Annotated in this window: 22 protein-coding genes and 3 pseudogenes; 19 read left to right on the forward strand and 6 right to left on the reverse strand. The window is 60.4% G+C overall.

The features are described 5' to 3' along the window. A partial coding sequence (locus J6525_RS38595; RefSeq protein WP_225646681.1) for a transposase occupies positions 1–283 on the forward strand: 283 nt, incomplete at its 5' end. Positions 284–295: 12 nt separating this feature from the next. Here the strand turns inward: J6525_RS38595 and J6525_RS38600 are convergent. Then, positions 296–982, reverse strand: a complete 687-nt coding sequence (locus J6525_RS38600) for a peroxiredoxin-like family protein (RefSeq protein ID WP_225648555.1) — start codon at positions 980–982, stop codon at positions 296–298. 326 nt (positions 983–1,308) lie between these two features. Here J6525_RS38600 and msrB point away from each other — a divergent pair, with 326 nt between their 5' ends. The 5 genes and pseudogenes from msrB to J6525_RS38630 all read left to right on the forward strand — a co-directional run. Beyond that, positions 1,309–1,761, forward strand: coding sequence for a peptide-methionine (R)-S-oxide reductase MsrB (gene msrB / locus J6525_RS38605; RefSeq protein WP_225648556.1), 453 nt, complete (start codon positions 1,309–1,311; stop codon positions 1,759–1,761). Between the two features lie 2 nt (positions 1,762–1,763). After that, positions 1,764–2,276 (forward strand): peptide-methionine (S)-S-oxide reductase MsrA, encoded by a 513-nt coding sequence (gene msrA / locus J6525_RS38610; RefSeq protein ID WP_225648557.1) that lies wholly within the window; start codon positions 1,764–1,766, stop codon positions 2,274–2,276. Between the two features lie 297 nt (positions 2,277–2,573). Then, a complete protein-coding gene (locus J6525_RS38620) occupies positions 2,574–2,828 on the forward strand; it encodes a DUF2171 domain-containing protein (RefSeq protein ID WP_225648558.1) in 255 nt (84 codons plus the stop codon). Between the two features lie 120 nt (positions 2,829–2,948). Next, positions 2,949–3,976: pseudogene (locus J6525_RS38625) on the forward strand (transaldolase). Positions 3,977–4,019: 43 nt separating this feature from the next. Continuing rightward, positions 4,020–4,091 (forward strand): annotated as a pseudogene (locus J6525_RS38630) (glutathione S-transferase); the annotation flags it as partial. Between the two features lie 177 nt (positions 4,092–4,268). Here the strand turns inward: J6525_RS38630 and J6525_RS38635 are convergent. Then, on the reverse strand, positions 4,269–5,642 hold the full coding sequence (locus J6525_RS38635) for a helix-turn-helix domain-containing protein (protein WP_225648559.1): 1,374 nt from the start codon (positions 5,640–5,642) through the stop codon (positions 4,269–4,271). Positions 5,643–6,682: 1,040 nt separating this feature from the next. Continuing rightward, a complete protein-coding gene (locus tag J6525_RS38640; RefSeq protein WP_225648561.1) occupies positions 6,683–7,090 on the reverse strand; it encodes a globin domain-containing protein in 408 nt (135 codons plus the stop codon). A gap of 304 nt (positions 7,091–7,394) precedes the next feature. On the opposite strand from J6525_RS38640, the gene J6525_RS47090 reads away from it, so the two are divergent. After that, on the forward strand, positions 7,395–7,529 hold the full coding sequence (locus tag J6525_RS47090; protein WP_283848672.1) for a hypothetical protein: 135 nt from the start codon (positions 7,395–7,397) through the stop codon (positions 7,527–7,529). Positions 7,530–7,718: 189 nt separating this feature from the next. On the opposite strand, the gene J6525_RS38645 is transcribed toward J6525_RS47090, so the two are convergent. Next, positions 7,719–8,723, reverse strand: coding sequence for a helix-turn-helix domain-containing protein (locus J6525_RS38645; RefSeq protein WP_225648562.1), 1,005 nt, complete (start codon positions 8,721–8,723; stop codon positions 7,719–7,721). Between the two features lie 331 nt (positions 8,724–9,054). On the opposite strand from J6525_RS38645, the gene J6525_RS38650 reads away from it, so the two are divergent. The 12 genes from J6525_RS38650 (at position 9,055) to J6525_RS38705 (ending at position 22,907) form a co-directional block, all read left to right on the forward strand. Next, positions 9,055–10,485 carry an ATP-binding protein gene (locus J6525_RS38650; RefSeq protein WP_225648564.1) on the forward strand — a complete coding sequence of 477 codons (1,431 nt, stop codon included), beginning with the start codon at positions 9,055–9,057 and terminating at the stop codon, positions 10,483–10,485. A gap of 870 nt (positions 10,486–11,355) precedes the next feature. Next, positions 11,356–12,138, forward strand: coding sequence for a gluconate 2-dehydrogenase subunit 3 family protein (locus J6525_RS38655; protein WP_225648566.1), 783 nt, complete (start codon positions 11,356–11,358; stop codon positions 12,136–12,138). A gap of 11 nt (positions 12,139–12,149) precedes the next feature. After that, on the forward strand, positions 12,150–13,910 hold the full coding sequence (locus tag J6525_RS38660) for a GMC family oxidoreductase (RefSeq protein ID WP_225648567.1): 1,761 nt from the start codon (positions 12,150–12,152) through the stop codon (positions 13,908–13,910). 25 nt (positions 13,911–13,935) lie between these two features. After that, positions 13,936–14,313, forward strand: coding sequence for a c-type cytochrome (locus J6525_RS38665; protein WP_225648568.1), 378 nt, complete (start codon positions 13,936–13,938; stop codon positions 14,311–14,313). Positions 14,314–15,017: 704 nt separating this feature from the next. Then, positions 15,018–15,653, forward strand: a complete 636-nt coding sequence (locus tag J6525_RS38670) for a nitroreductase family protein (protein WP_225648569.1) — start codon at positions 15,018–15,020, stop codon at positions 15,651–15,653. A 32-nt stretch (positions 15,654–15,685) separates the two neighbouring features. Then, the gene (locus J6525_RS38675; protein WP_225648570.1) at positions 15,686–16,231 is read left to right on the forward strand and encodes a carboxymuconolactone decarboxylase family protein; all 546 of its coding nucleotides are present in this window, start codon (positions 15,686–15,688) and stop codon (positions 16,229–16,231) included. A 473-nt stretch (positions 16,232–16,704) separates the two neighbouring features. Then, a complete protein-coding gene (locus J6525_RS38680) occupies positions 16,705–17,622 on the forward strand; it encodes an NADP-dependent oxidoreductase (RefSeq protein ID WP_225648571.1) in 918 nt (305 codons plus the stop codon). Positions 17,623–17,686: 64 nt separating this feature from the next. After that, a complete protein-coding gene (locus tag J6525_RS38685; protein WP_225648572.1) occupies positions 17,687–18,604 on the forward strand; it encodes an NADP-dependent oxidoreductase in 918 nt (305 codons plus the stop codon). Between the two features lie 90 nt (positions 18,605–18,694). Continuing rightward, complete coding sequence (locus J6525_RS38690) at positions 18,695–19,150, forward strand: (2Fe-2S)-binding protein (protein WP_225648573.1); 456 nt, start codon at positions 18,695–18,697, stop codon at positions 19,148–19,150. 4 nt (positions 19,151–19,154) lie between these two features. Next, positions 19,155–21,362, forward strand: coding sequence for a xanthine dehydrogenase family protein molybdopterin-binding subunit (locus J6525_RS38695; protein ID WP_225648574.1), 2,208 nt, complete (start codon positions 19,155–19,157; stop codon positions 21,360–21,362). Positions 21,363–21,749: 387 nt separating this feature from the next. Beyond that, positions 21,750–22,223 carry a RidA family protein gene (locus tag J6525_RS38700; RefSeq protein WP_312010039.1) on the forward strand — a complete coding sequence of 158 codons (474 nt, stop codon included), beginning with the start codon at positions 21,750–21,752 and terminating at the stop codon, positions 22,221–22,223. 60 nt (positions 22,224–22,283) lie between these two features. Then, a complete protein-coding gene (locus tag J6525_RS38705) occupies positions 22,284–22,907 on the forward strand; it encodes a hydrolase (protein ID WP_225648575.1) in 624 nt (207 codons plus the stop codon). A 432-nt stretch (positions 22,908–23,339) separates the two neighbouring features. Here the strand turns inward: J6525_RS38705 and J6525_RS38710 are convergent, their stop codons facing one another. Together J6525_RS38710 and J6525_RS38715 are read right to left on the reverse strand one after the other, a co-directional pair. Further along, a complete protein-coding gene (locus tag J6525_RS38710; protein ID WP_376708621.1) occupies positions 23,340–24,038 on the reverse strand; it encodes a glutamate--tRNA ligase family protein in 699 nt (232 codons plus the stop codon). A gap of 8 nt (positions 24,039–24,046) precedes the next feature. After that, a pseudogene (locus J6525_RS38715) lies at positions 24,047–24,398 on the reverse strand (DUF983 domain-containing protein); the annotation flags it as partial. Between the last annotated feature and the right edge of the window lie 98 nt (positions 24,399–24,496).

Consider the following 24,496-nt stretch of genomic DNA (forward strand, 5'->3'; position numbering starts at 1 on the left):
GGCAAAAGGTGAGGTCGTCATCCTCGACAATCTTGGCAGTCACAAGGGCAAGTCCGCTCGCAATGCGATCCGCGCCACCGGAGCGCACCTGCTCTTCCTGCCGCCCTACAGTCCCGATCTCAATCCGATCGAACAGGTCTTCGCCAAGCTCAAACATCTGATGCGAGCCGCAGAACCGCGCGATGTCGAGGCAACCTGGCGCAAGGTCGGCGAACTCCTCGACCTCTTTTCTGCACAAGAGTGCGCCAACTATCTCAAAAACTCAGGCTATGTTTCCGTATAAAAACAGCGTGCTCTAAGGGCGAGCCTTAGGCCCATCTAATTCGGACAGTGCAGCAAGCACAGTTTCGGTCGTCGCTCCCGTGATGGCGTCCGGCCCGACACACGCTCGACGGATGATCCCTCGTTGGTCAAGGACGTAGGTGGCCGGCATTGGCAACATCCAAAAGGAGAAGCCATAGGGAGCGGAGAGATCAAGGCCGCGCCGCAAGAGACGGCTCTTTATCTCCGCCGGCACCACGGACACCAGGCCGAACGAAAGGCTCACCCCAAGATCTAGGTCGGAGAGGATTTCCAGATCCAGTCGGTGATCGCGTTTGAAATTGCGTGGCAAGTCTCCAGTCTCGGGCGTTATGACAATTGCTCTGGCTCCGGCAGCGCGGATACTGGGGGTGGCCCCGTGAAGAGCGAGTAGTCCAGCTGCGCACAATGGGGACCAGGTCCCGTAAACGAAGGTGACGATCAACGGTGCAGTTTGTCGCAATTCCAAAGATGAAATGAGCTTTCCATTTGCCTCAGCGAGAACGAAATCGGGGGCAGGTTCGTTCGTCTTCAGGGCGCCGTCAGGAACGCCCGCCTCTCGCAGCCATGATGAAAGCAGCCGGTCGGTTCGGATGTCCAGCAAGCGAAAGCCGCTCAAGGTCTCCGCGGAGGCTTCAATCGGCGTACTGGCCGGGCGCCCCTTCGAAGCTTCGTCGTCCATTCTAGCTCTCCCCCAATGGCGCCCCTCGCCGGAATCTGTCCGCGTATGTTTCTTGCATGGTGCCCGTGCGTTCTGCGAAACTAAAATTCAACTTTGGAATGGAAGTCGTTGACGAATTATCTTTAGGAATAGTCAGGCGAGCGCCGATTCAAAGTCCTGTTCCCGCAGTTGTCGGACCCGTCCGCCTCGGCCAATAGATCGGTTCCCGGCAGATTTGAAACACTTCCGGTGTCGATCCGCATGGCATCGTTTCGATAGCCAGAGGTGATTGGACGGCCGACCACCTGGTGCCTACCTTCAATGCTGAACAAAATGGAGTACGGCGAATGGCGACCTACAGGAAAAACCCCGAAGCCGTCTCGAAGTTGACTCCCGAGCAGTACCGCGTCACGCAGACTGCCGGGACCGAGCGCCCCTTCGCCAACGAATACTGGGACAACAAGGAGCCTGGCCTCTACGTCGACGTGGTTTCCGGCGAGCCGCTCTTCGCATCCTTCGACAAGTTCGACAGCGGGACGGGATGGCCGAGTTTCACGCGGCCCCTCGAGGCCGCAAACGTCGTCGAGAACGTTGACAGATCGCACGGCATGGCACGGACGGAGGTTCGCTCCAAGCACGGGGACAGCCACCTTGGCCACGTTTTCCCGGATGGACCGCGCGACAAGGGCGGGTTGAGGTACTGCATGAACTCGGCCTCCTTGAGGTTCATCCACCGCGACCAATTGGAGGGCGAGGGGTACGGCCAGTACGCAAAACTCTTCGCAAAGCAGGAGGCTTGACGATGGCAGCGACTACGGAACGCGCAATCCTGGCAGGGGGTTGCTTTTGGGGAATGCAGCAACTGGTGCGACGCCTGCCCGGTGTCGTCTCAACGCGGGTTGGGTACTCGGGCGGCGACGTCAAGAACGCCACTTACAGGAACCACGGCACGCACGCAGAAGCGATCGAGATCACGTTCGACCCGAGTCAGACGAGCTTCCGTGACCTGCTGGAGTTCTTCTTCCAGATCCACGACCCGACGACGCCTAACCGGCAGGGAAACGACCGAGGCGCAAGCTACAGGTCGGCGATTTTCTACACGAGCGAGGAACAACGCAGCGTTGCCGAGGACACCATCGCCGACGTCGAGGCCTCGGGGCTGTGGCCGGGTAAGGTGGTGACGGCGGTTTCGCCCGCTGGCGACTTCTGGGACGCCGAGCCCGAACACCAGGACTACCTGGAACGCCACCCGAATGGCTACACCTGCCACTTCGTCCGCCCGCAATGGAAGCTTCCGCGCAGAAGCGCCGCCTGAGGGTGGCGGAGGGACGTGGGGACGGCGGCGGACACAGCCTTAATTCGCTTCTGTGAAACGAGGGTTGACGCATCCTTCCAATACCCGCGCTTCCGCGCGGTCGGCGAGTACAACGGCAAAATTCATGTTCGGGCAGTTCGTGCTGCGGGGCGGTGCTTGCGTCACACCGCCGGGACACGTCCGCGCGAGCTACCGGAATTTTTCCCCGGCGCACACGCGTTGGCAAATCGCGGGACTCCGGCTGGGCGGAGTACGCTTAGCTTCGCCCCAGTCGGCGAAACCACAAGGAGAGACGAGATGACCACGAACAAGATCGTCCAGAACATGGAAGTGATCGGCGCGGACGGCGTTCACGTCGGCACCGTCGACGGTGTCGCCAACGGTCGCATCAGGCTCGCCAAGCGAGACAGCGGCGAGGGCCGGCACAAGGACCACACGCATTTCGTCGACCTCGGGCTGGTCGCCGACGTCGAGGGGCAAAGGGTTCGCCTCTCGGCAAACGCTGCGGTAGCGGTGACGTTCGAAGAGGAGCAGTCGGGAACGCCCGTCTGACGAAGGAAGAGCCGACGACCCTGGCCAGCGAGGCATACAAAAGCGCGAACCGACGACAGGAAATCGGTTTCGCAGGCATGGCGCATGCACGGCTTGAGTCAAAATCGAGAGGAAAAGGCCTTGGCGTCGAAGCTGGATCAACTACGCGCAATGACAACGGTGGTCGCCGACACGGGCGATCTTGGTGCGGTGGCGCGTCTCAAGCCGGTAGACTGCACGACGAATCCCGCGATCGTCCTAAAGCTATCGACAATCCCGAGTACAGGGATGTTGTCGAAGAAGCGTTGACATGGGGACGGAAACGGAGCGGCGACGCTGCACGCATCGCCGCCGCAACTGCCGACCGGCTTGCAGTCTCCGTCGGCGTCGAGCTCTTGCGACTTGCGCCAGGCTTTGTGTCCACCGAGGTAGACGCCAACCTGTCGTTCAATTTCGGAGCATTGGTCGCGAGGGCGCGCCAGATTATTGACGCCTACAAGCAGCGCGGCGTCGGACCCGAGCGCCTGCTCATCAAGCTCGCATCGACGTGGGAGGGAATACGCGCTGCAGATATCCTCCAAAGCGAGGGTGTGAAGTGCAACATGACGTTGCTGCTGAACCGGGCGCAGGCGATTGCCAGCGCCGAAGCTGGCGCCTTCCTGATCTCGCCGTTCGTGGGCAGCATCTACGACTGGCACAAGAAATCTGGCGGAAAGGACTTCGCCGCCGCCGAGGATCCAGGGGTCAGGTCCGTGCGGGACATCTACGGATACTACAAGTCGAACGGCATCGAGACGATCGTCATGGGCGCGTCGTTTTGCAACACCGGCCAGATCGAGGCGCTGGCCGGATGCGATCGGCTGGCGATCGCGCCAGCCCTCATGGACGCGCTTGCATCCGAGGGGGGCGAGCTCAAACGCGTCTTGGCGCCGACCACCGCAGAGCCACGCTCCCTTCGGACGGTGGAAGACGGGATCTGCCACTGGTTCGTGAGCGAAGACGCCGTCGACATAAAACACTTGGACCCCGCGGGTCCGATGGACGAAATAACCTTCCGATGGATCATGAACGAGGACGCGATCGCGACCGAGAAGCTGTCCGAGGGCATTCGCGTGCTCGCGAACGACCTGAGGACGCTCCGCCGCAGGACCGCAGAACGCCTCCTGTGAGTCCGCGACGTTGCCACGGCCGACAGCGAACGCAGAGCCGGTGATGATCGTGGTGCACCACCTGAACAACTCGAGGTCTCAACGCGTCCCATGGCTGCTCGAGGAGCTGGGGCTGCAGGTGCGTCAAGCATATCTTTCCGCGGTCGAGCGCGGCCGCGCCGACGCTCTCGCGGAGTGAAGGGCGGCGTCAGGCTGCATCGGATTCCTCGATCGCGTCTTCGGTCGGCGTGGTCGCCATACGACAGACCTATCTCCTTAGCGAAATCTTCGGCAATGCAAACGTTCTTTGCTTCTAGCGTTGCGACCACCGAAACTCTCGAGGGGTCTTACCGAGCAAATGACGGAAATGACGTGCTAGATGACCTTGGTCGAAAAAGCCCACGGCGAACGCAATTTCCGCTAACGGAAGGTCCGTCTGAGCCAACATCTCCTGGGCGCGCTCAACGCGCTTTTGCGTGAGGTAGACATGCGGCGTCACCCCGGCAGATTGCTTAAATTGTCGTGCAAAATGATGTACTGATAGTCCGGCAACTCCAGCTAGCATCGACAGATCGATACTTTCTCCCAAATGCACTTCCACGTATTCCCGCACCCGACGCATTGCGCCCGGCGACAATCCGCCCCATGCTTGCGGTGCTGGCGGCAGGGTCGAAACATCAATCGAGCCCAGGCGCGGCCGCGTGTGCAGGTCATGGCTCGTTGGATTGTTCGAGGCAGTCATAGGGCGATCGGGTGGAGTGACAAGCGCGGGCCGACTATCATTGCTGCCGGCGATCAGTAACCGCACAGAGAAATCGGTCCGGTCCAGGTGCCGGAAAATGTCGACGTTTCGCTCGAAGATCGACCACAAGCTGGTACCTGCTTGGAGACCACGGTCATCGAGCATAAGGGACGTGCGCGCGAACCGGTTTGCGCCCATGATGCGTTGGTTGCCGTCAATCGCCAGCAACATGCCTGGAGCGCCTCCCTCCGGCGGGGCTATCGCGACGATCCACTCTCGACGGAAGTGCTCACGAAAAAATCGCTCTTCTATCGCGCATGCCGATCGCAGTGTGAGCGCACCAGTGAGCGCGTGCGCTCGTTCCGAGAGTTCAGGATCGATGGCAGAGACGTCCAACACTGCTATCAATTGCCCATCAACCCCGAAGACCGGCGCACCAGAGCAGCTCAAGTTAATGTGTCTGGACCTAAAATGCTGGCTTCTGTGGACCGTGACAGGCCGCTCTTCTATGATGCAGGTGCCGATGCCGTTTGTGCCTTCCAACTCCTCGGACCACACCCCACCAAGCCAAGTTCCCCAATATTTGAACTCGCTTGCCCGCGCATCATCACCGCGATGCGCAACTACGACGCCCGAGCTATCACAGAGCAAGATGGCATAACCAGCTTCACGAACCACCTTATATAACTCATCTATCTCCTCTTGGGCACTAAAGGTGAACTTATCGAGCGGTTCGCGACAGTGCTTCAATTCAGTAGGCGTGAGGATGCGCGGCGCCCTGCTATCGACTGGATCGAGTCCGTATTTTTTTGCTGATCTTAGCCAGGAGCTTGATACTACTTCCACCCCGGACGGAGGCGCTGCCCCCTGAGCAACCGAACAAACGTGTTCGACATGTCCAGCGAAAGTGTCGAGCGAGCTTGCAGACCGCTTCGGGAGTCCCATCATCGCACCTGGTTCACGATGGACAGGTTTGTAGTGACGGCGCGCCGTCCATCTTCTGCCCGTGGCAAAGCGCGCTATCGCGGCACAGGGCGCCGCGAGTCCAATAGACACCGCGGACGCCCAAAAAAGCCTCGTCGAAGCGGCATCACGGTATACCACGCGGAGTACCCTCGCAATCGCCGCAGGGGCAGCTGACGGTACTGCTTTCGGCTGTGGAACAGCGAGCCTGACGGTGCGCCGCAAGCCAAAATTCCGCGTAAAAAAGCAAGGGCCTCCGGTCCGGATCAAATTCCTCCAAGAGTGGCTAGATCATTTGTTGGATGCTCAGCCAGCGGACAGACCTTTCGCAGTCTAGTGCTCCGCTCCGAACATCCAAAGGAGAACGCCATGACCGACACTGGACATTTGGACGCCGCGTCGGACAATATGGCTGAAGCGACGCAGCGCATCGCGACGATAGTCGCTAACGCTCGGGCCGCTCGGCACCTTCTGGATCATCGGCCGCCGGACCTAGACGAGGTACGACAAGCGCTCGAGTGCATCGTGAGGGACGCTTATCGAGCCAGTGACGTAATCTACCGGATCCGCGGGCTGCGGCCTCTTCAAGGAGGCACCACCGAAGAAGGAGCGCGTGGAGATCACTGGAGCGATCTGCGACGTGCTCAAGCAGACGCGTGACGAGGTGGCGAAAAACGGCGTATCAGTGCTGACGCACTTCGCAGGGCCCTCGCCGACTGTCCAAGCAGATCGGTGCAACTACAGCAAGTAGTCCTCAATTTGATTATCAACGCTGTGGAGGCAATGAGCGGCATGCGCGAAGAAGCACGCGAGTTGCCGATTTGCACGGAGAAAGAGGAATCAACGGCGCGCCGGTGGCGGTAAGATATTCGGGTCCGGGATTGGATCTGAAGAGTGTGGACCGCCTATTCGAGGCCTTCTATACCACCGTTTGCACAAATACAACATCGAGCAGCAGCATCGCCCGATTGTCTATCAACCGACAGCGGATTGGATTTACGATAGGGACGGGGACACCGTAGTCAGACGTAGGCCGCCGCCTTCATTTCACCGGCGAGTTCATTGTAGCAGACCGTCCATGCCTCACGGACGGCGGGCGTGAGATCTTCTCCAAGCGCCTGTTCGAGGGTCCAGAGCAGCGCTTCCCGCATCGCGTCGTAGTCGGCGAGCTTGACGCCATACTCGACATGACGGATGGCGAGATCACGCAACACAGTCGAAATCTGATCCGGCTCGGGCAAATTGTAGACGACCATAGCGAGCATGCTCATCAGCTTGATGCCCTGAATGCGCATGTTGTTGTTGAACAGCGGCCGGAAACTCGGATTCTTGGTGAGTAGCCGCTCGTAGAACAACGCCCCGGCGACCTCCGGCATCACCGCCAGCCTGGCGAAGGTGGTCTGGACAAGTTCCCGTTGCGCCGTATTCACGATGTATTTCTCCGCCCGTGGGGCCCCTCACTCGTCTATACGCAACGCTACACTCGGCATGGCGGATGCATAATCCCAGCGTACAAGCGTCACATGACCTGGCAGAACGGTTTATCTCCTAGGCCCGCCAATTCCCATGGGCCGCAGCATCATTCACATAGAAGCGGCTGCGAGGTCGTCCCATCTAGCGCCATGAAACGTCTCACTCAGCGCCAAGGGGGATAGCTAGTCAAACGCCGGCCGCCGCCTCATTTCACCGGCGAGTTCATCGTAGTAGACCGTTCACGCCTCGTGGATGGCGGGCGTGAGACTCTTCTCCAAGCGCCTGTTCGAGGGTTCAGAGCAGCGCTTCCCGCAGCGCGACGTAGTCGGCGAGCTCGACGCCATGCTCGACATGACGGACGGCAAAACCACGGCTCGCTGGCACTTACCCGGCTGATGCAAATTGTAAGCGACAGTTGAGAGCATGGACATCAGTCTGCCGACCTGAATGCGAATGCCCTTCTTGAATGGTGGCCGGAAACTCGGGTTGGTGGCGAATAGCCGCTCGTAGAACCAAGCTCTGGCGGCCTGTGGCTCACCGCCGGCCCGGCGAAGGCGGTCTGGACAAGTTCCTGCTGCGCAGCGTTCACGATGTTTCTTGCCCTGTCGTGCGCAGGCCGCTCGCTCGTTCTTGCGAGACCGCGCGTAGCATAGTGGGCGGGCTACCAAACTCGCTTACGAACGCGCGATAAAATGTTGCCATACTGTTGAACCCCCAGCCAAAAGCGATGTCGACCACCGACCGGCCAGTTCCCGTCGCCCCGGCGATCGCTTCGCGGCACCGGAGCAGTCGCTGGCGCGAAACGTATCGGGCGAAACTAACATTGTTCGGCTCGAACAGCCGGTACAACTGGCGCGCCGACATGCCGAGTGCGACGGCGGCGCTGGCGGGCGTCAGGGTGGGATCGGCGAGATGCAGATCGATATAGCGCTTGACTGCCGCGAGCCGCGCCGAGTGGGGCGAATCCCGCCCGCGATTGGTGCCCTCGTCGGAGGCGTTACAGGTCAGTGCCACGAGGCCGCAGAGATTGCGCATCACGGCTTCACTAAGTGCCTCGGGAAGCAGCGGCGCTTGCACCTTCGCCGCCTCGATAGCTGCGCCTAGCAGCAAGCCGAGCGGCGACGCGCCGGGCAGCCGAAAGGGACACTCCAGTCGGCCCCCGGTTATAATCGGCGAGAGCGCGGCCCGCGGGATGATCAGCATGTCGTACGAGGCCGGGCCTTTCGATTCCGCGTCGAATTGCCATTCGGTTGAGCTTATGCAGAAATCGCCGGCTTCATGAATGAGGTCGACCGGCGTGCTGCGCGGGGCGGCCCTCCAGATCACCGGCACTCGAAATCGGCGAACGAAGAACGCTTCGGACTTGTCCTTGGCAACATCGGCCGCTGTGCGTTGGACCCTCTCGAGTTCCGATTTGATATCTAGCAGCGCAAATTCGCCGGCAATCGATCCGCTCGCTTCCGCGCGAAAGGCGCCGGGATCCGGGACCTCGCCCGGCGTTATGCTATGGGCCTGCTTCGCGAAGTAGTCGCACCAGCACCTCACGCGATCGCGCGGCGCTATATGTTCCGTGGAAAAAGAGACTTGCATGACGACACCTATGGAACCGACCGAACGTCCAAGGTTCCCAATCTTAAACTGATCGCATGGGTAAAGCGAGGGTGCGAGACTCCCACTGTCGGAGGCGGTCATCCGACACGGTGTGGTCCCTTCGCGTCTCGGTTTCGGCGGCCGAGATGGCCGCCGCATTCTCCCGTTCGAGGAAGACCCAGATGGCCCACTAAACAGCAACCGAAGTCCGATCGGCGGAGAATGAGACATCGCGCGGCGCTCACTGAGACGACGGCGGTGATGTGCGGCCCTACAGTCATTGAGGTCGAGGTAAGGCCGAGGTTGCAAATTTTCTTGCAGGGAGATCGTGATGACCGATGCCCGCATCAGGAGACCGTCACTGATCGATCTCAGGAGGGAGATCATCGAGGGCAAACTGATCGACACGCTCATGCGCACGGCGATCGAATACGCGGGTGCAGAGCGAGGCCTGTTGATTCTTGCGCGGAATGATGAGTATCGGGTTGAGCCGGAAGTCACGACCAGCGATGATACGGTGACCGTCGGTCAGCGACAACCAAGTGTAACCGCTGCAGGTCTGCCGGAGTCTATCCTACACTACGTGATGCGGACGAAAGAGAGTGTTCTTCTCCACGATGTCGTAGACGGCGATCTCCAAGAACGGGAGGCGAGGATACGGCGGCTGGTTGATTCCAACATCATCGGCATCTTCGTCTGGGATCTTGACGATCGGATCATCGATGCCAATGAGGCTTTTCTCCGCATCGTCGGATACAGCCGCGAAGATCTCGTCTCCGGTCGACTGCGCTGGCGGGATCTGACGCCCACCGAATGGCGCGATGCCGACGACCGACGTGTGGCGGCGCTAGAGGCGACCGGAACCGCGCAACCCTATGAGAAGGAGTATTTCCTGAAAAGCGGCGGGCGCGTGCCGGTGCTGGTCGGGGCAGCGACGTTCGGCGGGCGACACGACCAGGGCATGGCCTTCGTAGTGGACTTAACCGAGCGCAAGCGGGCGGAGGAGGAAATTCGCGAAAGCGAGCGGCGTTTCAGCAAGGTGCAGATGGAGCTCGCGCACGTCAATCGCGTCACAACGATGGGAGAGCTGTCGGGCTCGATTGCCCATGAAGTCATGCAGCCAGTCGCGGCGACAGTTAACAATGCAAAAGCTGCCTTGAACTGGCTAAACGCGCAGCCGCCAAATCTGGAGGAGGCCCGGGAGGCGCTCGGTGAGACCGTCAAGGAATGCAACCGAACCACTGACGTCATATGCCGGATCCGTGCCCTAATCAAGAAGGCACCCCCACGGAAGGATGCCTTGGAGATCAACGGAGCAATCCTTGAGTGCATTGCCTTGACCCGTTGCGAAATAGTGAAGAACGGCGTTTCGGTGGAGACACAACTCGCGGAGGGCTTGCCGGTCATTCAAGGAGATCGAGTCCAACTGCAACAAGTGATCCTCAACTTGATCATCAACGCCGTCGAAGCACTAAGCTCGGTTCGCGAGGGGGCGCGAGAGTTGTTGATCACCACTGGTAAGGGCGAGCCGGACGGCGTGCTCGTCGTAGTGCGGGATTCGGGTCCAGGTCTGAGTTCAGCGGGTCTCGATCGCATCTTTGAGGCCTTCTACACGACAAAGCCCGGCGGCTTGGGGATGGGTCTATCGATCTGCCGCACCATCATTGAAGCGCATGGGGGCCGACTGTGGGCCACCGCCGCCCAACCTGACGGCGCGACTTTTCAATTCATGCTGCCTGCACAGTCAAATCAGGCCGCGTGAATTGAACATCCTGGAGCGGGCCAACAGCGGAGCAGATGGCTACCGACGTTACGAATCTTGATATGTCGCTTGGAGTTTTTCGATTTCAAGCACGCGCCCATCGCCCCCATGACCGATTCGGGGCGACTTCGGCATGTGGCCCATCGCGACATATTGCGCTGCCGCACGAACATGGTCGCTTGAGGGGCAAAGCAGACGTAGCCTCGTCGCATCTGGCTACCGGGGGTACACGGCCTAAAAGCCGCCTTGCCCTGCTCCACACGCAGGTGCCGCAAGAGCTGCCCGGCCAAGGGTACGGATCGCGGCTGGCGCATGGCGTTTTCGAAGCGTTGCGACGCGATGAAAAAGGGTGATCGCGAAGTGCCCTTCATGTCTTCCTGCGCCGCCCGACACCTCGAGTACGGCGCGCCCCTCGATGGCTGATCGAAGACGAACGGGATGCACGCGCGCACAGCGCTTTTGGACGATACCTCACGCCTATCGAATGCATGACCAAAGGTAATTTCTAATTTCATCGGCTGCGTCCGATCTTTGGGTCTGCTGGAGCCGAGCATACGCGGTCGCCTCCACAGGGATTGAAACACCGGTTGAAGGCGTTGTGGCGAGTCACCGTCCCGCGCGTGAGCAGCAAAGGAGCCCCATGAAATTACCGAGGACTGTTGGGCTGGCTGTTGCCGCCTCCCTGCTCGCCACCACTGTGGCGGCGCTAGCGGAGATCAGCGGAGCGGCTCCCATCGGCCCGACCGCGAACGCGTGTCAGGCAAACTGAACTCCGCATGAGGCGACCCGTGCTTCCGCCGCACAGAGCGACGCCTCGCACATGGATGATCACGCGATTATGCCGCGGTGAAAAAGTGGACTGCAACTCCGATGACCAATGACCAAAGCGACAAAATCTTCCATCCGAACCGTCGAGGCTTTCTCGGCGTTGCCGCTGCCACGGGCGCCGCTTCGCTGGCTCCGGGTGTCCTGATAGGAACCGCGGGGCTCGTGGAAGCATCCGAACCGGCCCCCTCCCAATCCGTGGATGCTTCCGCGAGTACTATCGCTGCCAAGTTGCCGTCGCCAGTGCCCGGCTATCTGTCATTCGGGCCGGACGAAGCCAGCCTCGTCGAGGTAATGGTCAACGTGATGTGCCCTGCGGATGCGTTGACACCCGGCGGCGTCGATTGCGGGCTTGCAGCCTACATCGACCGACAACTGGCAGGCGGTTTCGGTAAGGGCGCGCGCCTCTATATGCGCGGCCCCTGGCGCGAGGGTAAGCCTGAACTGGGCTATCAATTGCCGCTCACACCCGAGCAGTTCTTCAAGGCGGGACTCGCCGCCGCGGATGCGGCCTGCCGGAAACACAATGGCAAGGCCTTTAGTGAATTAGATGAGAGTGGCGCCGACCGATTTCTCCATGAAATTGCCGACGGCAAGGTGACGGACGAGCGCGTCCAGCTCGCCTCATGGTTCAACGAGCTCGTCTATCCGTTATTTGAGCAAGCTTGTTTCGCCGATCCCATTTACGGCGGCAATGTCTGCAAGGTGTTTTGGAAGGCGATCGGCTATCCAGGCCTCCCCGCGGTTCATTCCCAGGACATGGTCGATTTCCGTGGCAAGCCCTTCCCGGGTGCCGCCGATCCCAAATCCATCGCCGACTTCGCCTAAGGGAAGAAATCATGGCTACACGCTTGAAACATCGCACCGTCGTTTTCGTTGGCGGCGGATTTACAGCGGCGCTGGCTGCTCGCCAGCTGACAGCCAAGGGCGTCGATGTCGTCATCCTTGAACGTGGAATCGACCGCACCCACACTGCCGCAACAAGCCTGCCATCGCAGCGCGACGAACTGCGCTGGGACGTACATGGTGATCTCTTTCAGGATTGGTCCGTCCAGACCTACACGCTTCGCCATAATGAGGGCGAAACGGCACTGCCGATACGACGTCTCCAGGCCTTCAAACCCGGTGAGGGAATGGGCGGTGCGGCCAATCACTGGAACGGGCAGACCTGGCGCTGGAGCGAGTCTGACCCTGTTTTGCGTACCCACCTTGAGAATCGGTATGGAAAGAAGGCCATTCCAGCTGAAATGGCGATGCAGGATTGGGGCGTCACCTATGCAGAGATGGAGTCCTATCACGATCAGTTCGAAAAGCTGTTCGGCATTGCCGGCAAGGCAGGAAATCTGCGTGGCAAAGTGCAGGAGGGCGGAAATCCGTTCGAGGCACCGCGGCAGAACGAGTTTCCGCAAAAACCTCTGCCTATCACCGAAGCCGGCGTGATCTTCAGCGAGGCAGCCAAGAAGCTAGGCTACAAACCTTTTCCCTTGCCGGCCGCAAATTCGCCGGAGGCCTACACCAATCCCGATGGTATGCAGCTTGGTCAGTGCCAGTTCTGCGGCCATTGCGAGCGCTTCATCTGCGAAGCCAATGCCAAGGCCAGCCCCGAAGTTCTCCTCTATCCAATGCTAAGAAGGCGCAAGAGCTTCGAATTGCGTCTGCAAACGCATGTTCTCGATATTCTTTATGATCGCAAGGCCAAGCGCGTAACCGGCGTTCGCTACATTGATCGCGTAACAGGCGAGGAGTACGAACAGCCGGCGGACGTTGTCGTGCTTTCTTCTTTCACGATGTCGAATACCAAGTTTCTGCTGATGGCGGAGATCGGGACGCCTTACAATCCGAAGACCGGCCACGGGGTCGTCGGCAAGAATTTTTGCCACCAGACAATGTCCGGCACGCGTGTCTTTTTCAAGGATCGCTGGATCAATCCGTTCCTGGCGTCCGGTGCCTCACAGACGGTGATCGACGAATTTAACGGCGACAATTTCGACCACAGCGGTCTTGGCTTCTTTGGAGGGGGCTACATCTACGCCAACGTGACCAATGGACGGCCGATCACGAGCCGCGCCGTGCCGCCAGGAACCCCGAAATGGGGCTCGACCTGGAAGAAGGCCAACGCCGATTGGTATCCCCACAATTTCACCATATCCGCCCACGGAAGCTGGTATCCGCATCGGGAGAATTATGTCGACCTCGACCCGACCTATGTCGATGCCTATGGTCAGCCGCTTCTGCGGATGACGTTCGACATTCGCGAGAACGAGCGCAAGATGTCTGTCTATCTGTCGAAGAAGATCGACGAGATCGCCAAAGCGACAGGTGCTGACATCGCACCGCCGACAGCCCCCCGCAAGGGGCCGTACGATAGTCGCGTCTATCAGACCACCCATGTCACCGGTGGCACGATCATGGGAAGCGACCCTGCGACGAGCGTCGTCTCCCCTCACCTGCAGCACTGGGACGCGCAAAACCTGTTTGTCGTCGGTGCATCCGTCTACCCCTTCAATGCAGGCTACAACCCGACAGGCCCGCTAGGGGCTCTCGCGCTTCGACTCGGCGACGACCTCAACGATTATGTTGCGCAGCCGCGCCAGCTCTAATCCCGATGAAAAAAGGACGTTCCCAATGAAAGGCGCCGGAAAGATTGGCGCGTTTATTGCGCTGCTCGTAGTGGCGGGGGCAACCGCGAATCGCGGCTACGCACAGGACGCCGAGCACGGAAAAACCATCTTCAAGGCTTGCGCGGCTTGCCATGCGACGGATCATGCCAATCGCCTCGGGCCGGGCCTGGGGGAAATCATCGGCAGGAAGGCGGGTACGGTTCCCGGCTTCAGCTATAGTAACGCGATGAAGAAGTCCGACATTGTCTGGGATACGAAGATCCTCGATGCGTATCTGGAATCGCCACAGCAGGTGGTTCCCGGAAACAGGATGCCCTACGCAGGGCTGAAGAACCCGACGGACCGGACGGACCTCGTTGCCTATCTTGCTACGTTGAAGTAACGGCTCGTTGAGCGTGGCGTCAGCAAGACGTCATCCATTCGCACGCTAAACATCGATGCCGCCGACCAATGTGTGCAGGCGTCGGATTGCGAGATGCTCCGTCCGAAATCCTCACCGCCAGGCGTTACGAGCGTGCTGCCTGTGCGCTTCGAGAGCAGCGGCAGTTACGCGATGCGTTTCACTGCCTAGACCGACTGGGCGCACGCGCACAGCGCTTTTAGGCAACGATACCCCGCGCTTATCGAATGCATGACCAAACGGAATTTGTAATTTCGCCGACTGCGTCCGATCTTCAGGCCCACTGGGTCGGCCGAACACGCGGTCGCCTCGACATCGCATGAAGCCCTTGCGCCGTGCCACCGCGCCGCGCGGTGCAACAAAGGAGACCCCCGTGAAATCACCGAAGACCGTCGGCCCAGCTGTTGCGGTCTCCCTGGTCGCGGCCACCGCGGCGGCGCTCGAGTAGATGAGCGAAGCGACTCGCGACCGGTCCGACAGCGAACGCGGTAAACGCTGATGTGGTCAGGCCGTCGCCCTACACCGAGCAGTTCTGGAAGCAAGATCACACTGTTCTGCCTTGCTTTCGCGAAACTACCCATGGCCCAGGCACTAGATGTCGAACGGGCCCCATCGCCGCAGTATTTTCAGCAAGAGAGCGAAAGCACTCTCATACCTCAACCTACCCCTCACCCATAGGCATCACCATGACCGACGGAATCACCATGGCTAACGACGTCATCGATTGCATCCTGAGCCGCAGCGCCACCAAGTACTTCGACCCTGCCGCCACCCTGAGCGACGACCAAATCCGCGAGCTGGTGCGAATCGGCACCACCGCGCCGACGTCCTTCCACTTGCAGAACTGGCGCTTCATCGCCGTGCGCACGCCTGAAGCCAAGGCTCGGTTGCGCCCGATCGCTTGGGATCAGCCCGCGATCACCGAAGCAGCCGTTACCTTCATCGTCTGCGGCCAGTTGGCCGATTCCAGCGTAGTACCAGAGCGTCTGGCACCGCTGGTCGAAGCGGGCATCATGCCGGCAAACATGGTGCCAGAATGGGAAATCCCCGCGCGCGATCTGTACATGGAGTACCCGCAGCGCCAGCGCGACGAGGCAGTACGCACCGGCACGTTCGGCGCGGCGGCGATGATCTACGCGGCCCGCTCCCTAGGCCTGGGTTCGACGCCGATGATCGGTTTCGACGCCGAAGCGGTGCACCGCGAGTTCGGGCTGGCCGAGAACGAAGTTCCAGTCATGTTGTTGTCCGTGGGGCCGGAGCGTCCGGGAAACTGGGCGCAGAAGCCGCGCCGACCGGTCGCCGACGTGCTGGATCTCGTATGAGTAATAGTAAAGCAAACTTACGGAAGACTACGATGCCAAGAAGCGCAGCTCTAAAGCCGGAACAAGTGCCGGCCGATTCGAAATCGACCCTCGATGCGATCACAAAGAATATCGGGTTCACCCCAAATATGATGGCGACCTTCGCGCAGAGCCCGATCGCGTTCAACGCGTGGGCCGCCCTGCTCGGCGCTTTGAACAAGGCGCTCGACGTGAAGACGCGTGACAGCATCGGCCTCGCTGTCTCCGAAGTGAATGGCTGCAACTATTGCCTGACCGTTCATAGCTTTGCTGCCGAGCATATGACCAAGCTGCCGGCCAATGAAATCACTCTCGCTCGGAAGGGCCATGCCAGCGACCCGAAGCGGGACGCCGCCGTCCAGTTTGCGCGCAAAGTCATTGAGACCCGCGGCAAGGTCAGTGACGCCGATCTGAAAGCCGTTCGGGATGCAGGCTACACGGATGCGAACGTCATAGAGATCGTCGCGCTGGTGGCTATGTACTCCCTGACGAATTTCTTCAACAACGTGTTCGATCCCGAGAAGGACTTTCCCGCCGTTACACGGCTTGGCTCGATCTGAACACTATCCGGTCGCGTCGACCTTCTCCGAGATGTGCGGGGAGGCGTCGTATGATGCGAGCGTCACGTCAAAGCGCAGATGCACCCAGGTTCGACTCTCGGGAACGCGTCTGGGCTTTTCGGATGTACCGGCAAGGCTGGGATAACTTAGCATCACATCGGGATTCCATGACTATCTCCGCGGCCGAGAATGCAAAACCATATGCATCGGCGGAGGATCGAATGGCGAAATCAACTCCTCCCGTGGAGATTTTTCCAAGCCAACGGTGACGAGCGCTCGATCATCATTATGACGGCTGGCCCTTTGGCGTGAGAAGCAGATGTCTGTTGCGCACCGTTGATTTTGCACACCGAGTCGGTGGCATCGATTCCATCACCGAAGGTCATTGGACCATCGATTTTCGCCGTTCTATTTTCGCTCATCTGCAAAGAAATTCGGAAAATGACGACATCCCACAGATCGGGAGATAGTTGATGAAGGCGATCGTGGTAGCGGACCAGGATGCGGGAACGGCCGGGATGAAGCTGGCGGACCGGCCCGAGCCGCAGGCGGCGATAAACGACGTCGTCGTTCAGGTTCATGCGTCGGGATTCACCTGGGATGAGCTGACGTGGCCTCCAACCTGGACCGATCGCCTCGATCGTGACCGAACACCGTCGATCCCTGGGCACGAACTGGCCGGAGTGGTCACCGCCCTCGGCTATGGCACGACGGGGCTGTCGGTCGGACAGCGGGTGTTCGGCCTAACGGACTGGACTCGCGACGGCACCCTGGCCGAGTATGTGGCAGTCGAGGCGCGCAACCTCGCGCCGCTGCCGGGCGACATCGACTTTACGCTGGGCGCGAGCCTGCCGATGCCGGGCCTGACCGCGTGGCAGGGACTGTTTCAGCACGGCCGCCTTCAGGCGGGGCAGAGCGTCATCGCGCACGGCGTGGCCGGCGTAGTCGGTTCGATGGTAACCCAACTTGCACGCGAGGCCGGCGCCTACGTCATCGGCACTGGACGCGCCGCCGACCGTCGGGCGGTGCTCGACTTTGGCGCGCAAGAGTTCGTCGATCTCCAGAACGAAGCCCTGGAAGACGTCGGTGGAGTCGATCTAGTGTTTGATGTCTTCGGCGGCGACATCGGGAAGCGGTCCGCAGCCCTGATTCGAGCCGGAGGAACGCTGGTGACCATTGCCGGCCCGCCCGAGGCACAGCCCGCCAACGGCTTGGCGGTCGATTTCGTCGTCGAGTCCGATCGTGCCCAACTGAGTGAGATCGTCCAGCGGGTGCGGGACGGACGACTGCGGACGAACATCGGCAACGTCTCGACTCTCGAAGATGCCGTCGCCACCTTTAACCGGACCGAGCGACGCAATGGGAAGACGATCATCCGCATTCGTCCGTGACCGACAAGCGCCCATCGATGCAACGCCTCCATCAAGAAGCCAAATGACCGAGGAGACAATTCCCATGAAAGCAATTGTTGTGACGGACCAGACTGCGGGAACGGCCGGGATGAAGCTGGTGGAACAGCCGGTGCCGCAGGCAGCCATAAACGACGTCGTCGTTCAGGTTCATGCGTCGGGTTTCGTCCCGACTGAACTGGCGTGGCCCTCGACCTGGACCGATCGCCGCGATCGTGACCGAACACCGTCGACCCCTGGGCACGAACTGGCCGGAGTTGTCACCGCCCTCGGCTACGGCACGACGGGTCTGTCGGTGGGACAGCGGGTGTTCGGCCTCGCGGACTGGTATCGTGACGGCACCTTGGCGGAGTATGTAGCTATGGAGGCACGCAATCTCGCGCCACTGCCGGGCGACGTCGACTTCACCGTCGGCGCGAGCCTGCCAATCTCCGGCCTGACCGCATGGCAGGGACTTTTTCAGCATGGCCGCCTACAGGCGGGGCAGAGCGTCCTCGCGCACGGCGCGGCTGGCGCGGTCGGTTCGATGGTGACGCAACTGGCACGAGAGGCCGGCGCCTATGTCATCGGCACCGGACGTGCCGCCGACCGTCAGAAGGCGCTCGACTTCGGCGCGAACGAGTTCGTCGACCTCGAGAACGACGCCCTTGAAAGCGTCGGCGGAGTCGATCTGGTGTTTGATGTCATCGGCGGCGACATCCAGAAGCGGTCCGCAGGCCTGATTCGAGCCGGAGGAACGCTGGTGACCATCGTCGGACCGACCGAGGCGCGGCCCGCCAAGGGCCTGGCGGTCGACTTCGTTGTCGAGTCCGATCGTGCCGAACTGAGTGAGATCGTCCAGCGGGTGCGGGACGGACGACTGCGGACGAACATCGGTAACGTCTCGGCCCTCGACGATGCCGTCGCCACCTTCAACGCGACCGAGCGACGCGCGGGGAAGACGGTCATTCGCGTTCGTCCGTGACCGACACGCGCCCATTGATCGTGCAGCCGGACGATTGCGATCCAGGTCGGCTGGCTGCGTCCTATCAGCTCCAGCCGCCGAGAGGCATGCATGGCTTTCATGTTAAAGATCAACGGCACACCTCATGAGGTCGATGTCGACGGCGACACTTCGCTCTTGTGGGTGTTGCGCGACGTGCTTGGCATGACCGGGACCAAGTTTGGTTGCGGCCAGGGGCTGTGCGGCGCCTGCACTGTGCATCTTGACGGCCAGCCGGTTCGCTCCTGCCAAACTCCGGTCGACAACGTCGGCGCTAGTGCAATTACCACGATCGAAGCGATCGGCCAGACGCCGCAGGGCGCGGCCTTGCAGAAGGCATGGCTGGAGCTGGAAGTGGTGCAGTGCGGCTACTGCCAGTCCGGCCAGATCATGTCGGCGGCGGCGCTGCTGAAGGACACGCCGAAGCCGAACGATGACGACATCGACGCCGCCATGTCCGGCAACGTCTGCCGATGCGGCACCTATCAGCGGATCCGCGCTGCCATTAAGCAGGCTGTGGGAGTTTGAGATCATGGGTGATCATATTCTGAGAGACCAGATTGCCCATGGAAGTGCGATGTCGCGGCGCACCGTTCTTCAGGGCACAGGTTTGCTGCTTGGTTTTGCGCTGACCGGCGCAGGTACGGAGTCCGTTTTCGCGGAGCCTGCTTCGAAGGTGGTCGAAAACGAGGTCGCGGGTACTTTCGCGCCGAATGGATTTATACGGATCAACCCAACCGGCGCCGTGACCCTGGTCATGCCGATGGCCGAGATGGGACAGGGGGTTTACACGGCGCTCTCGATGCTTCTGGCTGAAGAACTGGAAGTGGAGCTTGACCGGATTCAGGTTCAGCATGCGCCGGCAAACGATGCGCTTTACGCCAACTCGTTCCTGCACATTCAAACTACAGGTGCTTCCTCCTCTGTACGTGCCTTCTGGACGCCGCTGCGTCAGGCAGGGGCAGTGGGTCGTAATCTGCTGATTGCGGCTGCTGCCAAGCAGTGGAATGTCGATCCAGCGACTTGCCATGCCAAGAACGGCGTCGTTTTCGATGCGTCCGGCTCGAAGCATCTGAGCTACGGTGAACTTGCGAAGGTTGCGGCGAAATTGCCTGTGCCGTCTGCAGCAAACGTCAAATTGAAGAATCCGAAGGATTTCACACTGATCGGCACGCGTGCCAAGCGCGTAGATTCATCGATAAAGGTCGATGGGCGCGCGCTCTACGGCATCGATACGCGATTGCCGGGAATGAAGGTTGCCGCGGTTGCTATTTCGCCTGTGCTCGGTGGCAAGGCGAGAACGGTGGACGAGAAGGCCGCACTGGCAGTGAAGGGCGTCCGGCAGGTGGTCAATATCGATGAAGCTGTTGCCGTGGTGGCGGATCACATGGGTGCGGCGAAAAAGGGACTCTCTGCTGCCGCCGTCATGTGGGACGACGGGCCAAATGGCAAGGTCGGCAACGCCGATATCGTCAAGCAATTGGAGGAAGAATCCCAAAAGCCGGGCGCGGTTGCCCGTAAAGATGGCGATGCAGGGAAGGCTCTTGCTCAAGCGGCGCAACGGCTCGAAGCCGTCTATCAGGTGCCTTTCCTGGCCCATGCGGCTATGGAGCCGATGAACTGCACCGTTCATCTGCAGAAGGATCGTTGCGACGTTTGGGTCGGGACGCAGGCCTTGTCGCTCACGCGGTCTCTGGTGGTCGAACTCACCGGTCTGCCAAGGGATGCAATCAAAATTCACAATCATCTGATTGGCGGTGGCTTCGGCCGAAGGCTGGAGGCCGATGGCACGGTGCTGGCCGTCAAGATCGCCAAGCACGTCGATGGCCCGGTGAAGGTGATCTGGAGTCGCGAGGAAGACATCCAGCACGACATGTATCGGCCGTACTACTTCGATCGTCTGTCGGCCGGACTTGATGCGGCCGGCAAGCCGGTTGCTTGGACGCATCGGATCGCCGGCTCCTCAATCGCCGCTCGCTATATTCCCTATTGGTTCAAGGACGGATTAGATCTTGATGCAGTAGAAGCGGCGGCCAAGCCGCCCTATGCGCTACCCAATATCCACGTCGACTATGTCCGGGTCGAGCCCCCTGGTGTCCGGACGGCTTTCTGGCGCGGCGTCGGACCGACTCACAATGTTTTTGTGGTCGAAAGCTTCATGGATGAGCTCGCACATGCCGCGAAGCAAGATCCTGTCGCTTATCGCAAAGGATTGCTCGGTCACAATCCGCGAGCGCTTGCTGTTTTGTCCCTTGCCGCGGAAAAAGGACGGTGGGGATCACCACTTCCCGCACGGCATGGCCGCGGCATTTCGGTACAATTCGCATTCGGAAGTTACCTGTCTCAGGTCGCCGAGGTCGAAGTGGCGGCCGATGGCTCTGTCAAGGTCAAGCGGATCGTTTGTGCGGTTGATTGCGGCATCTACGTCAATCCCGATACGATCGAAGCACAGGTCGAGGGTGGAACGCTTTTCGGGCTGACCGCTGCGCTCCATGGGTCGATCACTTTCAAGGATGGACGCGTCGAGCAGAGCAATTTCGACAGCTATCTGCCGATGCGTATCGACGAGGTGCCGGTGTTGGAGACGCACTTGATTAAGAACGCAGAAGCTCCAGGTGGCATTGGTGAAGCTCCGACAGCCATTGTCAGTGCCGCAGTGACAAATGCAATCTTCGCCGCCACCGGCAAGCGCCTGCGCAGCCTGCCGATCGATACGAGTTCGCTGAAGTCGTCGTCCTAGCCCTTGCCCATCATCCCGTGCGCGTCGCAGCGCGCACGGGATAACGGTCCGGAGCCGACTGGCCCGAATGGGACGATTCCGCGAGACGTACCACTCGAGGAAGTGGCCTCAGATAGTATGGCGCTGCAAGGGTTGTCACTGGGAGTTGCTCCGGGAGTGCTAAATGGCCGACGGCGCGATCCGAGAGTCTCTGCAGATGCGGCTGGTGACATTCCTCGCCATGGCGTCACGTGGCGCGTCAGCAATAACGATCGTCTATCGACTCTATGGCGAAAGGTGATTTCCCTCGCCGGCGCTGCAAGGTCATTCTCCGAAGCATCGTCGTACCGAAACTTTCAGTGCCGCCACCGAGACGCGATGCCAGATTGAGAAGCCAGGACGCTCGATATGCAAAGCAACGACGTAAACGCAGCCGCAGTGAATGGTAAAGAGGCCGCCTATTTCGGTGTGCCCTGGGAAGATGCCTACGGATACGCACAGGCGATCAAGGTTGGTGACACGATCCATGTCTCCGGCCAGCTCAGCCACGACGAGAAGGGAAACCTGATCGCGCCTGCTTCTCTCGATCAATCCGGCAAGCCGGCCGAGTTCTCGATGATGGAACAGCAGATGCGGGCGACCTACGCCAATGCCGTCAAGCTTTTGGCGCGCTTCGCGGCAACCCTGGACAACGTCGTCGAGGAGACGCTCTATGTCCTCGATGTCGACGCCGCATTCGCCGCTGCGGGCAAGGTGCGCAAGGAGGTCTACGGCACGACCTCAGTGCGCCAGCAACCTGATCGGTGTGCCGAGACCGGCCGACAGCTCATCGAAATCACCTTCAAGGCTATGCTGTCGGGCGCAGAAGCGAAGCCGCGGTGATAAATCCCCGACGTCCGGAGTAACGAAATCATGACACAAGGACCTGGAACCGCGAGGGCAATGCCCGACATCCTGATCGAGCCGAAGGATTGCGCCTTGGTGCTGGTCGATCAGCAAGCCGGACTTGCTTTCGGCGTGGGGTCGATCGATCGCCAAGTGCTTCTGAACAACGTGATCGCTCTAGCGCGCACTGCCACGGTTTTCGGCATGCCGATCGTGGCGTCCACGTCCGCCACCAAGGTCTACAGCGGTCCCCTGATGCCCGCGATTCACGCCGCGATTCCCGACGTGGTCACGATCGACCGCCGCAACATGAACATGTGGGAGGACGACGCCGCGCGCGGTGCGATCGTGGCGACCGGACGGCGGAAGCCGATCTTTTCGGGGCTATTGACGGAAGCGTGCGTGACTTTTCCGGTGCTCTCCGCTCGTGCGGCGGGGTATGAGGTACACGTCGTCGGCGACGCTTGCGGCGGGCTCACTCCGGTTAGTCACGATCTGGCGATGCGACGGATGGAAGCGGCGGGGGCGAAGCCGACGTCGTGGATCCAGGTCCTTCTTGAACTCCAGCGCGACTGGACCCGGCATGAGACCTATGACGGGGCGCGAGCGATCGTGGAAGCTCACGGCGGCGGATACGGTATCGGCCTGGCCTATGCACGGGATATGATCAAGCCCGTTTAAGAAACGAGGCGAATATCCATCGGAGTTGTCCTACGCCCCGGACGCTGGCGCATGGGGTAGGTTCCTGGCCTGGCGAATCGTACTGCAAATATTTCACTTTTTGAAAGAACTCTACAATGACCGATGTGAACGCTAATGCTATCGACAGAGTGTAGGTTCGCGGCTCCTGTTTTCGTTGTTCGTTGTGGTGCTGTTGTCGTTCGGTGCGTACGCGACTTTCGTCTCCGCTCCCGCGACACGGGCCAACGCGAAAATCCAACTTGATCGCGAGATTGCAGCTGAAAACCTCGCATTCTGTGAAAAGTTCGGTATACGCGCTAACACCAGCGACTTTGGTGTGTGCAGCCAACAGCTCGCGATTGTTCGACAAAAGCAAGGCGACCGGGATAGTGCCGCAGCTGCAGGTCTTCTCTAGCTAACACCCGCGACGCTCTAAGCGGACGCTTGGTTGTCAGCATCACCCGCTTGGTTTCCTCGACTCTCAAGTCGGAAAGATATTTGTGCGGAGCCACATCGGTGGCTGGCCTTGAGAATACGGTAGATGATGGGGGCGCGCAGGTTGAGGTTCGCTGACGCCATGTCAGTTTTCGCGCGGAGAACCCGCTTGCCATTCCTGAACTCGCCTGCGCGCATCCGCGCGAACAACTCAGCATTTTCCTTCACGCTGCGGTCACGGAACGGGCTGTTCCGGCCAGGGCTCGTCAACGTCCCCCTGCCCTCTCTGATATCGTGCGCGGACTGGACGTCCACGTAGGCCTTGCCGATGCGAACGAAATGGTAGGCCCACGCGTAGAGCTGCTCGAAGTCGTCGGAGGCGAAGTGGAGGCCCTGCGCCCAATCGAATCCGAGCCACTGGACGTCGCGCTTTGATCGCGTCGATGTACTCCATCCTCTCCTTTGCGGGTTTGTATCGTCGAGACGCAAGTTGCAGCGGCCGCCGAATTCCTTCGCAAGCTCATAATTTAGCACGATCGACTTCGCGTGCCCCGGGTGGAGGACGCCGTTCGGCTCGGGTGGAAAGCGCGTGACCAAGACACGCGTGCGGCCGGTCTCGACGTCAGACGCTATGGTGCTGTGAATGAAATTTCTGGGGCTCGCGCCCGCTTCTCCGACGTCGTTCTGTTGAGGCACCTTCCGCCTCACGCCTGGAGTTCGTCAGGCGGCTGCGCGCCGAAGCCGTGCATCCTGAGCGCCCATTGCAGCGCCACGACGGCGCCCTTGACCGGCTGCAGGAGAACTATCGAGGCCAAGGCCGTGATCGGAAGATAGAGACCAAGCTGAAACGCCAGCGACAGCATAGTCCACCTCGATCCGGAGAATTACCGGAACCAAGACGTGTCCGACCATTACGATCACCAAGTAGGCCGGCAGGTGGTCGGCCCGGTGGCCGGTGAAATCGAGACGGCAGACAGAGCAGTGGTCGTCGACCTTCCGAAACGCAGAAAACAGGCGACCGCGCCCGCAACGCGGGGACCTTCCTCGAATGCTCCTTCAGAGAGAGAGGCCAACGTTGCGCCCGTCGGCAGTCTCTGCAGACGTCCAGTCATTGTCGTGACTTCCAACATTACCTTCAACCGTCGTGGCCATCG

The sequence above is a fragment of the Bradyrhizobium australafricanum genome (genome assembly GCF_020329495.1).
GTDB lineage: Bacteria > Pseudomonadota > Alphaproteobacteria > Rhizobiales > Xanthobacteraceae > Bradyrhizobium > Bradyrhizobium australafricanum.